11 protein-coding genes are annotated in these 13357 nt (G+C 56.0%); 6 read left to right on the top strand and 5 right to left on the bottom strand.

Features of this window, described 5'->3' with window-relative positions; all coding sequences use genetic code 11:
- Positions 1 to 3 precede the first annotated feature (3 nt).
- The 3 genes from sthA to mtnA all read left to right on the top strand — a co-directional run bounded on the left by sthA (position 4) and on the right by mtnA (position 3130).
- Positions 4 to 1461: a Si-specific NAD(P)(+) transhydrogenase gene (gene sthA, locus ACR0D9_RS13810; RefSeq protein ID WP_480483704.1), complete on the top strand. Its 1458-nt coding sequence runs from the start codon at positions 4 to 6 to the stop codon at positions 1459 to 1461.
- Positions 1458 to 1913: a YaiI/YqxD family protein gene (locus tag ACR0D9_RS13805; RefSeq protein ID WP_480483703.1), complete on the top strand. Its 456-nt coding sequence runs from the start codon at positions 1458 to 1460 to the stop codon at positions 1911 to 1913. The genes sthA and ACR0D9_RS13805 overlap by 4 nt, the downstream gene beginning before the upstream one ends.
- Before the next feature lie 122 nt (positions 1914 to 2035).
- Complete coding sequence (gene mtnA, locus ACR0D9_RS13800; protein WP_480483702.1) at positions 2036 to 3130, top strand: S-methyl-5-thioribose-1-phosphate isomerase; 1095 nt, start codon at positions 2036 to 2038, stop codon at positions 3128 to 3130.
- Between the two features lie 62 nt (positions 3131 to 3192).
- Here the strand turns inward: mtnA and ACR0D9_RS13795 are convergent, their stop codons facing one another.
- Positions 3193 to 4428 carry an MFS transporter gene (locus ACR0D9_RS13795; RefSeq protein ID WP_480483701.1) on the bottom strand — a complete coding sequence of 412 codons (1236 nt, stop codon included), beginning with the start codon at positions 4426 to 4428 and terminating at the stop codon, positions 3193 to 3195.
- A gap of 149 nt (positions 4429 to 4577) precedes the next feature.
- On the opposite strand from ACR0D9_RS13795, the gene zapE reads away from it, so the two are divergent.
- Positions 4578 to 5636 (top strand): cell division protein ZapE, encoded by a 1059-nt coding sequence (zapE, locus tag ACR0D9_RS13790; RefSeq protein ID WP_480483700.1) that lies wholly within the window; start codon positions 4578 to 4580, stop codon positions 5634 to 5636.
- Positions 5637 to 5696: 60 nt separating this feature from the next.
- On the opposite strand, the gene ACR0D9_RS13785 is transcribed toward zapE, so the two are convergent.
- The 4 genes from ACR0D9_RS13785 to ACR0D9_RS13770 all read right to left on the bottom strand — a co-directional run bounded on the left by ACR0D9_RS13785 (position 5697) and on the right by ACR0D9_RS13770 (position 11945).
- On the bottom strand, positions 5697 to 6971 hold the full coding sequence (locus ACR0D9_RS13785; RefSeq protein ID WP_480487463.1) for a bifunctional folylpolyglutamate synthase/dihydrofolate synthase: 1275 nt from the start codon (positions 6969 to 6971) through the stop codon (positions 5697 to 5699).
- Positions 6968 to 7900, bottom strand: coding sequence for an acetyl-CoA carboxylase, carboxyltransferase subunit beta (gene accD, locus ACR0D9_RS13780; protein WP_480487462.1), 933 nt, complete (start codon positions 7898 to 7900; stop codon positions 6968 to 6970). Before accD ends, ACR0D9_RS13785 begins: the two co-directional genes overlap by 4 nt.
- A 60-nt stretch (positions 7901 to 7960) precedes the next feature.
- On the bottom strand, positions 7961 to 8749 hold the full coding sequence (locus ACR0D9_RS13775) for a CPBP family intramembrane glutamic endopeptidase (RefSeq protein WP_480487514.1): 789 nt from the start codon (positions 8747 to 8749) through the stop codon (positions 7961 to 7963).
- Positions 8750 to 8837: 88 nt separating this feature from the next.
- The gene (locus tag ACR0D9_RS13770) at positions 8838 to 11945 is read right to left on the bottom strand and encodes an ABC transporter transmembrane domain-containing protein (RefSeq protein ID WP_480483697.1); all 3108 of its coding nucleotides are present in this window, start codon (positions 11943 to 11945) and stop codon (positions 8838 to 8840) included.
- Between the two features lie 250 nt (positions 11946 to 12195).
- Here ACR0D9_RS13770 and ACR0D9_RS13765 point away from each other — a divergent pair, with 250 nt between their 5' ends.
- Together ACR0D9_RS13765 and ACR0D9_RS13760 are read left to right on the top strand one after the other, a co-directional pair.
- Positions 12196 to 12957 (top strand): DUF6478 family protein, encoded by a 762-nt coding sequence (locus ACR0D9_RS13765; RefSeq protein ID WP_480483696.1) that lies wholly within the window; start codon positions 12196 to 12198, stop codon positions 12955 to 12957.
- An 11-nt stretch (positions 12958 to 12968) separates the two neighbouring features.
- On the top strand, positions 12969 to 13328 hold the full coding sequence (locus tag ACR0D9_RS13760; RefSeq protein WP_480487460.1) for a hypothetical protein: 360 nt from the start codon (positions 12969 to 12971) through the stop codon (positions 13326 to 13328).
- Positions 13329 to 13357: the final 29 nt, after the last annotated feature.

Here is a 13357-nt window from a genome sequence, read left to right as displayed (position 1 = left end):
GATATGAGCAAATACGACTATGATCTGGTCATCATCGGGTCCGGGCCTTCGGGGCGTTCTGCGGCCATTCAGGCTGGCAAGCTCAAGCGACGGGTTCTGGTGATTGACCGAAAAGACCGTTTTGGTGGGGTGTCCGTTCACACCGGAACTATCCCATCCAAGACATTGCGCGAAACGGTTCTGAACCTGTCGGGCTGGCGCGAGCGCAGCTTTTATGGCCGTTCCTATCGGGTCAAGGACCAGATCCGCGCCGAAGATCTGAAAGCCCGCCTGCACATGACCCTCGATCACGAGGTCGATGTGTTGGAACATCAGTTCAACCGGAACCACGTCGATACTCTGGACGGTTTAGCCAAGTTCGTCGGGCCACATGAAGTGGAAGTCGCCACCGATGCCGGAGAGACCACACGTGTAACGGCCGCCAAGTTTTTGATTGCGACAGGAACCAAGACCTACCGCCCCGATTATGTTCCGTTTAACGGCAAGACCGTGGTCGATGGCGACGAGTTTCTGGAAATGGCGGAAATCCCGCGTTCACTGGTTGTTATCGGTGCCGGGGTCATTGGGGTCGAATACGCCACGATGTTCTCGGCACTGGACGTTCGGGTGACGCTGATCGAGCCGCGGGATACGTTTCTGGACTTCATCGATAGCCGCTTGATTCATGATTTCACCCATCAGATCCGCGAAAACGGTGTTGATCTGAGGTTGGGATCGGCTGTCGAAAAGATTGAAGATGCGGGCGAGCATGTGGAAGTGACCCTTGAAAACGGGCGCCACGTGCGGGCGGAAATGCTGCTGTTTGCAGCCGGGCGCATGGGCGCAACATCGAAACTCAATCTGGATTCAGTTGGACTGGAAACCGATCACCGCAATCGGATCAAGGTAGACCGCAAGACATATCAGACCGCGGTTCCGCATATCTATGCGACCGGGGATGTGATCGGTCACCCTTCGCTGGCCTCGACTTCATTACAGCAAGGGCGTGTGGCTGCCTGCCATGCGCTCGAGACACCTACACTGCCGGAAAGCCCGTGGTACCCCTATGGCATCTACTCGGTTCCCGAAATTTCCACCTGCGGCATGTCCGAGGAAGAACTTCAGGAGCGTGGCATTCCCTATGAGGTTGGCGTGGCCCGATTCCGCGAAACCTCGCGCGGGCATATCATGGGTCTGGAACACGGTATGCTGAAGATGCTGTTTTCGCTTAAAACCCGCCGTGTCTTGGGCGTGCAGATTGTGGGCGAAGGTGCGACCGAACTGATCCACATCGCTCAGGCGGTGCTGAACCTGAAGGGCACTGTCGATTACTTCGTTCAAAACACGTTCAACTATCCAACTCTGGCCGAGGCTTACAAGATCGCCGGGCTGGATGCTTTCAACCGGATGCCGATCCCGGACGAATTCAAGGTGCGGAAGAAACCTGCTCAACCAGAGAAAAAAGAGGCCAAAAAGGCGTGACAACGCTGTATGTCGATGGCGATGCCTGCCCTGTAAAGGCCGAGGCCGAACGGGTTGCAACACGACACAAGGTGCCTATGGCACTGGTGTCGAATGGCGGTCTTCGACCGTCAGCAAACCCGCTTGTACAGGTCATCGTGGTTTCGGAAGGTGCTGATGAAGCGGACAAATGGATTGCAGAACGCTGCGGCGCAGGGGATGTAGTTGTGACCTCCGATATCCCTCTGGCCGCAAAATGCGTCGAAGCGGGTGCCCGAGTTTTGCGCCCCAACGGCGAGGCCTTTACGGCAGCCAACATTGGCCAGCAATTGGCGATACGTGATTTGATGGCTGACCTGCGGGCCGCCAATCCATTGGGGGCCGGAGGCGGCGGCCGACCGTTCAGCAAAGCAGATCGTTCGAGGTTTCTGGATGCGTTAGAGCGGGAACTTCGCGCAGCGACCCGAGGGTAAGTGCAGTCACCGGCAAGCTAAAATGCCAGACGGTAACCAGAAACGCCCGTTTACAAGCCCGCCGAAAGAACGCAGGCTGCGAAAGACTTCTGATCAGGCTATTCGCAAACGGAGACCGAATTATGAAAGTACAGGGTGCTCATTACCGGTCGATTTGGTGGGACAAATCGGCAGGTGAGGTTCGGATTATCGACCAGCGTTGGCTGCCCCATGACTTTCGGGTGGTTGCCCTGAAAACGCTGGATGAATTTGCGACAGCGATCCGCGACATGTGGGTCAGGGGTGCGCCACTGATTGGTGCAACAGCCGCGTTTGGAATTGCCGAACAGATGTCCCGTGACAGCTCTAACGCTTCGTTCGACGCCGCGTATGACGTATTGCACGCGACCCGCCCAACGGCAATAAACCTGCGATGGGCCTTGGACAGATGCCGCGACTCGCTGATGCCACTTGCCCCAAGTGATCGTGCTGAACGGGCCTGGGCACTCGCACAGGAGGTTGCAGACGAAGATGTTGAGATCAATGCCTCGATAGGTCGCCATGGGCTGCAACTGATCAAAGAAATTGCAGCCCGAAAGCCCGCAGGTGAACCGGTGCGGCTATTGACGCATTGCAATGCCGGTTGGCTGGCAACGGTGGATTGGGGAACGGCGACAAGCCCGATGTATCACGCGCATGACGCGGGCATTCCGCTTCATGTCTGGGTGGATGAGACCCGACCACGAAATCAGGGGGCGCTGACATCCTGGGAACTTGGCGAACACGGCATTCCCCATCGTTACATCGTGGACAATGCAGGCGGTCACCTGATGCAACATGGTTTGGTTGACGCCGTCATCACCGGTACAGACCGGACCACGGCACAAGGCGACGTCTGCAATAAAATCGGCACCTACCTGAAGGCCTTGGCGGCGCGGGACAACGGGGTTCCGTTTTATGTCGCCCTGCCCTCGCCCACGATTGACTGGACGGTTCGGGATGGAGTGTCGGAAATCCCAATCGAAGAACGCGATAAAAAAGAAGTGACCCATGTCATGGGCGTGGATGGACAGGGGGATATTGCCGATGTTCGCGTCACCCCGAACGGGACGAAAGGTGGCAATCCTGCCTTTGATGTCACACCCAACCGGCTGGTGACGGGGCTTATCACCGAACGCGGCGTCTGTGCCGCCTCGGCCGAAGGCCTTGCAGGATTGTTTCCGGATCGAGTCGGCTAGATTAACACCCCACACGGCGTTACCGCTGGCACGCGCACGTAGGTCGAGCGCGAAACGTCACGTCAGGCGGGGACTGCCAGACGGTTCTCTCGGATAGGTAGATGAACGATGGCGCTGAAGGCCCCTATTGCCACACCGATCCACCAGACCAGGGCATAGTCACCATACTGGTCATACATACGCCCCCCCAGCCAGACGCCCAGGAAGCTGCCAACCTGATGGCTGAAGAAGATTATGCCATAGAGTGTTCCCATGTAACGCAAACCATAGAGGTGCGCGACAAGACCCGACGTGAGCGGAACGGTGGCCAACCAAAGCGATCCCATCACCAGCGAGAATGTAATGACGGACAGCGGCGTTATCGGGAAAACGATGAACAATGCCGCAGCAAGTGTCCGACCGGCATAGACCGAGGCCAGCAGGTATTTCTTAGGGAAATGATTACCTGCCCAACCCGCCAATAGAGTCCCGGCGATATTGGCCAAACCAATCAGTGAAATCGATACCGCGCCAAGTGCGGACGTGGATGTGATGCCGATGGAATACAGCACGCTGCCGGGTTCGATCGGGCCGCACATTTCGGTTACGAATGCCGGAAAATGAGCGGTGATAAATCCAAGCTGGTAACCGCAGCTGAAAAACCCAATAAATATCAAAGCATAAGAAGGATCTCGGAACGCCTTCCCCAGAATTTCTCCCATGCTTTCTTGCAACTCTGCCTTTGAAGCTGGTTGAGGCGCCCGCATGAAAGGCAAGGTCAATACAAGCGCAAGAATGGCAGCGGCAAACACGACGAAGACTTGTTGCCAGGGCAAGAATGACAGCAACCACTCAGCCGTCGGCGCGCCCAGAACCTGCCCGAAACTGCCCGCAGCAGTAACGATGGCCAGCGACATGGACCGGTTTTTATCAGAGGACGCGCGACCGACCACAGCCAAAACCACACCGAACCCGGTGCCAGCAATGCCAAACCCAACCAGCCACGCATAAACCTGATGCTCGAGCGGTGTGACGGACCAAGCCGACAGAACCAGACCAGCAGCATAGGTCAAGGCGCCGAGGATAATGGCCTTTCGGTCTCCTACTTTCTCAGCGATAGCTGCAAAGATCGGTTGACCGATGCCCCAAGCCAGATTCTGGATTGCAATCGCCAATGAGAAATCCGTGCGCAGCCAGCCAAATTCACTGGCGATCGGAATCTGAAACACGCCGAAAGACGCGCGCACGGCAAAGCTGACTGTGATGATGATGCATCCAACGATCAGGATCGGGTTCAACATGCGGGTGGATTGCGGCATAGAGACCTCGGGTAGCTTGGTCCGACGGACCGTACTGGATTTACGGGTTGCGTCAATTCAACAGATTTGCGGTCACGGATAAGCAAATTTGATACGTCAGGGAAAAGGCTTCTTTTCAACGGGCTGGGTCATGGGTAAGGCTCTGGGTCATGACGGATCTGATTTCGCACTACGAAGCCCGCGTCGAGGATGGAACTCTGACGCGTGACGACGCTCAAGAAGCCGTGTTGCCCCAGTTTGAGCGCATCCGTGCGGCACTGGCCGAGCCGGTTAAACGAGGGTTTTTCCGCAAGGCTCCGCCTCCGCCTAAAGGCCTATACCTGTGGGGTGGCGTCGGACGTGGAAAATCGATGCTGATGGACATGTTCGTCGACACGCTGGGTGAAGTCCCCGCACGGCGCGTTCACTTTCATGCCTTCATGCAGGAAATCCATGCCGGAATGCACAAGGCCCGGAAAGAGAACGTCGAAGATGCTCTGGCACCCGTGGCAAAGGAGGTGGTGAAATCCGTCCGCCTGCTGGCCTTCGACGAGATGCAGATCACTGACATTACGGATGCGATGATCGTCGGCCGTTTGTTTGACCTGCTGCATGAAGGTGGCGTTGTTGTCGTGACCACGTCGAACAGGCATCCGGACGCGCTGTATAAGGATGGGTTGAACCGGCAATTGTTCCTGCCTTTTATTGCCCATATCAAAGACCAGTTGCAGGTATGGGAACTGGTATCGCCCACGGATTACCGTCAGAACAGATTAGAGGGGGCTCCGGTCTATTTTGCACCCATCGGACCAGAAGCGCGGCAGAAATTACGGGATGTCTGGAAAGATCTTGCAGGCGGACCTGCCGATCCGTTGATATTGCAGGTCAAAGGACGCGCCGTCGAACTGCCCGCATTTCGCAACGGGGTTGCACGGGCTTCGTTTTATGACCTGTGTGGCCGGATGCTGGGACCGGCGGACTATCTGGCTATTGCAGAAGCAATTAAAGTGTTGGTGCTTGAGGATATCCCCCGTTTGTCGAGAAATAACTTCAATGAAGCCAAGCGCTTTGTCATCCTGATAGATGCGCTCTACGAGGCAAAAGTTCGGTTGATCTGCTCGGCTGCGGCGGAACCCGAGATGTTGTATGTCGAAGGAGAAGGCACCTTTGAGTTTGAGCGTACTGCATCGCGCCTGCGGGAAATGCAGGACCAGAACTGGGGGAAGTAGGGGCTCTGCCCCCGTCGCGCTGCGCGCGCCTCCCCCGGAGTATTTGCGAAAAGATGAAGCTTAACCGTTTTCGCGCAGGATGTTTCCGGCAAGATAAAGGGAGCCGCAGATCAGGACACGCGCCTGTGGGTCTTTGTCCGTGATTGTCTTCAACGCTTCCGAAACACTTGCAGCGACTGAAGAAGGCAGGCCAACTTTGGTGGCAGCGGCGGCGGTTTCTTCGGCGCTGAGCGTGGCCGCCTCGCCCGGTATGGAGACGGCGGTCAGGCTTGCAACCTGTCTTGACAGTGGCGCGAGGTACCCAGTCACGTCTTTCGTGTTGAGCATACCGCAGATTATGTGCGTAGGGCGTTGCGGCATCTTTGCCAGCACATCGGCAAGCGCGATGCCTGCGGCCGCGTTATGCCCTCCATCCAGCCACAGTTCGACCTGGGGGGCTTGCTCGGTCAGCGGGCCGGTTTTGAGACGTTGCATACGCGCGGGCCAATTGGCATTGGACACGGCAGCCTCGTAGGCAGTGTCACCCATTGAAAGATGACGCAGAACCGCCAAGGCAGCACCGGCATTCTGGAACTGATGTGCACCCAGCAGGTTGGGGAGCGGCAGATCACGCAACCCGGTTTCGTCCTGATAGATCAAGCGCCCGTTTTCTTCATGAACGTGCCAATGCTGGCCATGTACAAGTAGCGGTGCGCCCAACCGGGCGGCTGTGTACTCGATCACCTCCAGTGCCTCGTCTTCCTGCGGGCCGACGATGCATGGCACACCGGGTTTGATAATGCCCGCCTTTTCGGCGGCAATCTTTCCCAGGGTGTCGCCCAGATACTGTTCATGATCGATTGAAACAGGCGTAATGACTGTCACCGCCGGTTCATCAATCACATTTGTTGCATCCAGCCGTCCGCCCAAACCGACCTCGAGCAGAGTGTAATCCGCTTTGCAGCGAGAGAAGGCCAGCAAGGCAGCGCAGGTTGTGATCTCGAAATACGTGATGTTTTCGCCGCCATTCGCCGCGTAGCACTCATCCAGAACCGCGGTCAGGCCGGGTTCCGAAATCAGTTCGCCCGCCAACCGGATACGTTCGTGAAATCGCGCCAGATGGGGCGAAGTGTAGGCATGAACGGAACGCCCTGCCCCTTCCAAGCCCGCCCGGATCATGGCCTGGGTCGAGCCTTTACCGTTGGTTCCGGCAATATGGATAACCGGAGGCAGCTTGAGCTGCGGATTGTCCAAAGCGGCCAGCAATCGCCAGACGCGATCCAAGGTCAAATCAATGATCTTGGGGTGCAGCGCCATCATCCGGTCGAGGATGGCGTCAGATGTCTTGGTGTTCATTTTTTCTCGGTCTCTTCGGCCTGAGCGACCTTGGCCGTTTCATCCGGTGCCGGTGCTGGCAGATCACCTTTGATCGCCGGTGGTTGGTTCATCAGCATCCGGGTGATGGTGATCAGTTCGTCACGCATCTCGGTGCGTTTGGTGACACGGTCCAGCATCCCGTGATCCAGCAGGTACTCGGCGCGCTGGAAGCCGTCGGGCAGCTTTTCGCGAATCGTCTGCTCGATAACTCGGGGACCGGCAAAGCAGATCAACGCGTTCGGTTCCGAGATGTGGACATCGCCCAACATCGCATATGACGCCGTCACACCACCGGTGGTGGGATGGGTCAGCACAACGATATAGGGCAAATTCGCTTCTTTCAGCATTTCGACGGCTACAGTTGTGCGCGGCATTTGCATCAGGCTGAGAATGCCTTCCTGCATCCGCGCACCACCAGCTGCCGAGAACAGGATCAGTGGGCGCTTTAGCTTAACCGCTTCTTGAGCGGCCGCGATGATTGCGTTGCCCACATACATGCCCATTGATCCGCCCATGAAGGAGAAGTCTTGCGCTGCTGCAACGATAGGCGTGCGCCCGATTTCGCCTTTGGCAACCAGCATCGCCTCTTTTTCGCCGGTCTTTTTCTGCGCCGCTCGCATACGCTCGGGATATTTCTTCTGGTCGCGGAAATGCAAGGGATCGTCTTTGGGTGCTGGCACTGCAACCTCAGTGAAAATACCGCCGTCGAACAGGTGATTGAATCGCTCGCGTGGGGTAATCGCCATGTGATGGTCACATTGGGTACAGACGTTCTGGTTTTCCGCAAGTTCACGATGAAACAGCATCGTTCCGCACTCGTCACATTTCTGCCAGAGGTTTTCGGGCACTTCGCGGCGAGAGAAGATCGAGTTGATCCGGGGGCGGACGTAGTTTGTGATCCAGTTCATGTCGGAACCTTGGCTTGTGCGGTGTTGACGTCAAATAAGACGCCACGGGAAGAATTGCAATCAACGCCTGAGCGCAAGCCGCGCTGCCAGCCAGCATACGAACATCACAGCCAAATCCACCAACAGCCAGGGACGAAGCTGTTCGGCGTCAGATGCATCGAAGGGAAGCGAGAAAAGCGCCAGCCCACTCAAGTTATCTGGCAAAGAAATGAACAATAATGCGATGATGTTATTGAAGAAATGCAAGGCGATAGCTGGCCCCAATGTGCCTGATCGCGCTGTGAGATCGGATGCAAGCATCCCAAAAACAAATGCCCACAGCACAAACAGAATTGCATTCTCTCCTGCCATCTCCGGTGTGTAATGGCCAGCGGCAAACAAAACAGACGGTATCCCCATCCAAATGACCGGCGACTGAAACCTGGCGGCAAGGGCTTGCTGAATGTACCCTCGAAACAGAACTTCTTCGGCGCTGGTCTGAATCAGGACGACCAATACCGAGACCGGAAGCAACAAGAGCCATGTTAAAAATGGCAGATTCTTTGACAGAGATCCCCCCAAACCGTAGGGCGGTAGCAAGACACCGACAGCGCCCAAGATGAGTAGGGCTTTCAGCACTTTCAGAAATTGGGCCGCAACCAGACCCCGCTGGCCGAAAATTGATCCTAAGGATCGGTGCTGCAGCTGACGTGCGGCCACTGCCACGCCAAGAATGATAAACCCGAAACTGGCCAGCAACAAAAGCAGCGCCAAAGGTGTGCTGCCTTGCAAAAGTTCCTGAGCCCACTTCGCTGAGCCCAACCCCGCGACCACGGTAAAAAACACCAGGTTCAAAACGCTGACCAACACGGCGATCAATGCCAGCCCCAGCAATAGACGCCAGAGTTCGGGTTTGGCGCGGGCTGTTTCGATCAAACGCGCATGAGCTGAATACGCACTAGGCATCCTTACCAATACCTTCCTGCACCGTTTCATCTGTCACGGGTGGAAACATGTCTTCGGCGTTCTGGGCCACGCTGATTCTGTTCGAAAGCGTCGTCAGATACCCTGCAACCGTCTGTAGCAACTGCATAGCGACCGAAGAATCGCTTTCAACAACGGCACGCAGCTCTTCCGCGCCAATACGCAAAAAGCTGCTATCTTCCGTCGCGACCAGATCCAGCTGCCTAAGTTCCCCTGTAATAATAGACAGGTCTCCGATAAGCCGACCGGGTTCTATGATCGAGATTGTACGTTTCGTTTCATCCTCGTTGGACCAATCCAGTTTGGCCTGTCCTGAAATGCACAAATAGGCCGCATCCGGCGCCTGACCGCGGGAAAAGATGACTTGCCCGGCGCTGGCTTCGTACCATTGCGCCGAAAACGCCAGCAGCCTCTGGTTTCTGCCATCCAGGCCTGAAAACAACTGCGTTGCTGACAGGATCTCGAGTTTCCGGCTCAGATCGTCCGACGTGCTGTCCTCATGCGCTGGTCTGCTTCGCGAGACGCCGTCGATCCGTCCATCCTTGATTTCCACAAACAAGTCATAGGCTTCGGGATGTGCAAAATGATCCTCCATGAATATCATGATGGAATCGGGCAGCAGTTCCCGCAGTTTCAGGCGCGTGCGCAACCGGCTTTCCGAGTCGTGGCTGGCTAGGGCTTTGTCCAGGATCAGGATGTCGGGGCGTTTGATGCCTGCGCGCGAAAAAGCGGCACGCTCCTGAAACACAGTTGGAAGGTTGTTGCCGCCCAGCCCGGACGGAAGGTCATAAATAATGGCCGCTGCCCGACGGCGCAGACCGGCTTCGTTCATGGCCTCTGCAACGATGTCTTCGATATCTTCGGCATGGGCACCCGCCATCAACGATATCCGGCCATAGATCGCGTTCTCCATCACGGTCAAGCGCGGCACATAGATGTCAGGCGCCACAGACATGAACAAACCGTCCATGGCACCACGCAACCGTTCAGCCTGGGTCTTGCGGATAGCTAGGATTTTTTCCTTGTATTCCTCTGGGAAATCCGGGCCGATCTGTTCTGCGGTCAGAAGGAAAGGCACTGTCAATAGCAAGGCGCGCTCCTGATCGCTCAGCGCGGCATTCCCTTTGGCTTTGCGCCGGTCCTGGATGTCGAGCAGCCGATGATACATGTCCTTTGACATGCCAAGCCGCAGAAACAGAGGATGGTCGGCCCCGTCCCGCCCAAATGTCTTGCCAAGAGTATCCATGACAGCATTCGATATGCTGATCGCGTCATCTGCCAGATCATGGGTGCTGAGCAATTGCACGAACCGCGCGTCTCCGGCCAGAATGTCTGGAGATATGTCTCGCGACGGTGCCGCGAACAACAGGTTGCCCCCAAGCGGGACGGCCGGGTTAAACTGGTTTGGATCGAACCTATAGACATACCGATCCAATCCTTTTTCTTTCAGCCGTTCTGCAATGGTTTCTCTCAGCCTGACTATTTCCTGTGCCAGTACAGGGTGTATTTCTGGATCAAACTGGGAGCGCAGAGTGCGCCGGAACATGAACTCGTCTATCCCCATAGCTTCCACCAGCTGGAACCACCAGTCACGTATTCCATCAATATCGTCCAGACCGGCAAGCCCCGGATCGATCCACTCATCTTCCAGCGAATCCGGTGGGTTACCCGCCCGAACAGACTCGATCTGACGACGGGACGGGGTTCTTATGGCATCTGCCTCGTGCTGCGGATGTGTGCGCAACGGCATCATGAGGTTATCGCCCAAAGTCCCATCAAACAGATAGGGGCGTGAATAGGCATACCCGATCCGGGCCGCGATAACTGATTGGTGCAATTCGTCCAGCTTGTGGCCAGCTATGACCACATCCCCCTGAACAGGTAGCACCTCGCGGGTCAGCAACTGGCCCAACGCACTACGTTCCGACGCATGGGTGGATTGAATTGCCACACGCGCGCCCTGCGGGATGGTCAGATCAATGTCTTCCAGAATGGTTTTGCCGTCGCCATCGCGAACGGTCACATTGCGCAATTCGATATCACCGGTCAGATGTGGGATGGTTTCCGGCTCTCCGATGAACAGCTCTTCGGGGATCATGTTGTCCGGGGCAAATCTTTCGGTGACCACCTCCCACCGCAGGGACATGTCCTGTACCTGGTTGTAGTAGGTCAGAAGGTCTTTCCAGGGCCCGCTTAGGTCTTTGTACGCGCCCAACGCGGCAACCAGTGCACCTACTGTCACCTCGCCCGTGATCGCCAGGTATCCGCCCACCGAATAAAACAGGAATGGCGTCATCTGAGTGATCAAATTGTTCAGGAACTTCATAAAGAATTTCTTGTTGTAGATCTTGAACCGGATCTCGAACAAGGTCCCCAGCCTGTGACTGAACTGGGCCAGACGATAGCGCCAGCCGCCATTCGTGCGCAGGTCACTGATGCCCGCCGCGCTTTCCCCGATTTCCGAGCTCAGACGCCGAACCTCCTGAATACGATCCTTGTTCAGCAAGTTGATCTGGCGTTGCAGCTTCGGAATTAACCAGGCTTGGAGCGGAATCAGCGCGACGCTTGCCAGACCGAACCAGATGCTTTGCATGAACAGAAAGGTGACGATTGTCATCATCTGGCCAAACTGAAACACCGGTTGCGCGACCGCATCCCCCATAAGGCCGCCCATCGGCTCGGCCTCGGATGTGATCATCGAGACCAGCTCTCCTTGGCTGGTGGTCGCGAAATAGGACTTTGGGAACCGCATCGTGCGTTGAATCAGGGTATAGCGCAGACGGCGCAGCATGCGTTCGGACAAGATGCCTTTCATCGTATTGATGCGCATCTTCATCAACCCACTGGCAACCACAGTAGCCAGAAATGCAAAGCATAATATCATCAGATACTGAACCTGAGACACTGTGATGCCCAAGATTGTCACCGTATCGCCTGGCGCACCGATGGCATCGTTGATGATTTGCTTAGGCAGCTCCAGCGACGCATATAGAAACGGGAAAGACAGGACCGTTAACAGCAGCAGGACAAGTTGCTGTTTTTTTGAATGCTTCCAAATAAAAGAAAATAATGTGGGCTCCATAGCCTGGCCTTATCGATAGCTGAACTGATGTTTGGCTGTTCAGGGGTAACCCATTTTTAGGAAACAGACGGTAAGCATTGACCCGACGTATTGCAAGAATTGACGGGGTCAGGCTCCAAATCCGGCACCTATCTTTTTTACGCTTAGCCACCAACCGGAAAACGTAGCGCTCAAGTAGTGTTTTTGTGATTGCGGGTTTATTCCTACTCATTTCTTTGACTAAAGAAGGACATTGTCGGACGAAGAGACCATGCGCAAGATTCTGGATCGCTATATTCATCGCCGGACGCTCGGCCGCTGGCGCCGGGCCGTGCGGCAGGCGCCAGATTCGGCGCAGGCCGAGTTGCGGGTGAAACGCGATCAGGCGCGCAGTCTGCGTGGACAACTGGATCGCCTGATCCAACTGGCGGATGCGCGCTTGCTCCGCCCGAAAATAGGATCAACTCAGTTTCACCGGCCTGTCGGCACCGACTGGAGCTGGCGACCCGACCTGTGGCGCGCGCCGTTGTTGCAATCCGGCATGGCCTCTGTTCCCCGTAAAACGGTAATGGACGATCAGGTCAGCTTATTTCACGACTGCCCATTGACCGAAATCGCTGTGCGGCAAATCCGCAACCGGGGGGCAAGTGATCTGGCCCCGTTCAGTCTGGAGGTCGAGGTTTTTGGCTTCGAGGGGTCGTTCCTGTCGGTATCTATCGATTTGCCGCGTGAGGTTGCCCGCGACCTGACACGCGAGCATCTGATCCGGTTGGAAACCCTGATTGACTGCGAGAAACCGTCTGGCGTGTTTGCACGTCTCAATGTTCAGCACGGGCCCAACATGGAGCAGGTTTTGCGGCAGCTAGACCCTTCTGACACCGTGAACGCAGTTGATTTCGACCTGGCTCACCTGCCTCTGAATGAACGTCGGATCGAAAAGATCTGGCTGGATCTTATTTTTGAGAAACCGCAGATGAACCGTATGAGTGTGCGAGACCTTACGTTTTGCCGCTTCCATCGCGCGGACTTGTGAGACGATCAAAGATGACACAACCATCCCTGACTTTCATTCGGTTCGAAAACGGTATTTGGCACGGCCATGTTGAGGCCGAACGGCAACCAGAGTTGGAGGTTCGATATCTGGGCAAAGCTCTGGAGGGTGTTGAGCTTTCACCTACAGACAACGGATGGAATCTGTATGTTCCGGTACCCGTCACAGCCCTGTCCGAAGGCGTGCACAGCTTCGTCATAGTCGACGCAGGCAGTGTCGATAAACTTGGGAGTTTCTCCATAATAGCAGGAGAGCCCGCCGCCGATGATCTCAGGGCGGAAGTGGACCTTTTGCGCGCGGAGTTGGATATGCTGAAACGCGCTTTCCGACGGGTAAGCCGCGGAGACGGCTGAAACGCTTGCGAAATCGGATCATCCATTCG

It is taken from the genome of Ruegeria sp. AK11 (genome assembly GCF_056541095.1).
This window is presented reverse-complemented; position numbering and strand designations above follow the sequence as displayed.

Excerpts from the sequence above, each read along its gene's own strand:
- sthA (WP_480483704.1), top strand. The coding sequence starts at position 4 with ATGAGCAAATACGACTATGATCTGGTCATCATCGGGTCCGGGCCTTCG.
- mtnA (WP_480483702.1), top strand. The coding sequence starts at position 2,036 with ATGAAAGTACAGGGTGCTCATTACCGGTCGATTTGGTGGGACAAATCG.
- ACR0D9_RS13795 (WP_480483701.1), bottom strand. The coding sequence starts at position 4,428 with ATGCCGCAATCCACCCGCATGTTGAACCCGATCCTGATCGTTGGATGC.
- zapE (WP_480483700.1), top strand. The coding sequence starts at position 4,578 with ATGACGGATCTGATTTCGCACTACGAAGCCCGCGTCGAGGATGGAACT.
- ACR0D9_RS13785 (WP_480487463.1), bottom strand. The coding sequence starts at position 6,971 with ATGAACACCAAGACATCTGACGCCATCCTCGACCGGATGATGGCGCTG.
- accD (WP_480487462.1), bottom strand. The coding sequence starts at position 7,900 with ATGAACTGGATCACAAACTACGTCCGCCCCCGGATCAACTCGATCTTC.
- ACR0D9_RS13770 (WP_480483697.1), bottom strand. The coding sequence starts at position 11,945 with ATGGAGCCCACATTATTTTCTTTTATTTGGAAGCATTCAAAAAAACAG.
- ACR0D9_RS13765 (WP_480483696.1), top strand. The coding sequence starts at position 12,196 with ATGCGCAAGATTCTGGATCGCTATATTCATCGCCGGACGCTCGGCCGC.
- ACR0D9_RS13760 (WP_480487460.1), top strand. The coding sequence starts at position 12,969 with ATGACACAACCATCCCTGACTTTCATTCGGTTCGAAAACGGTATTTGG.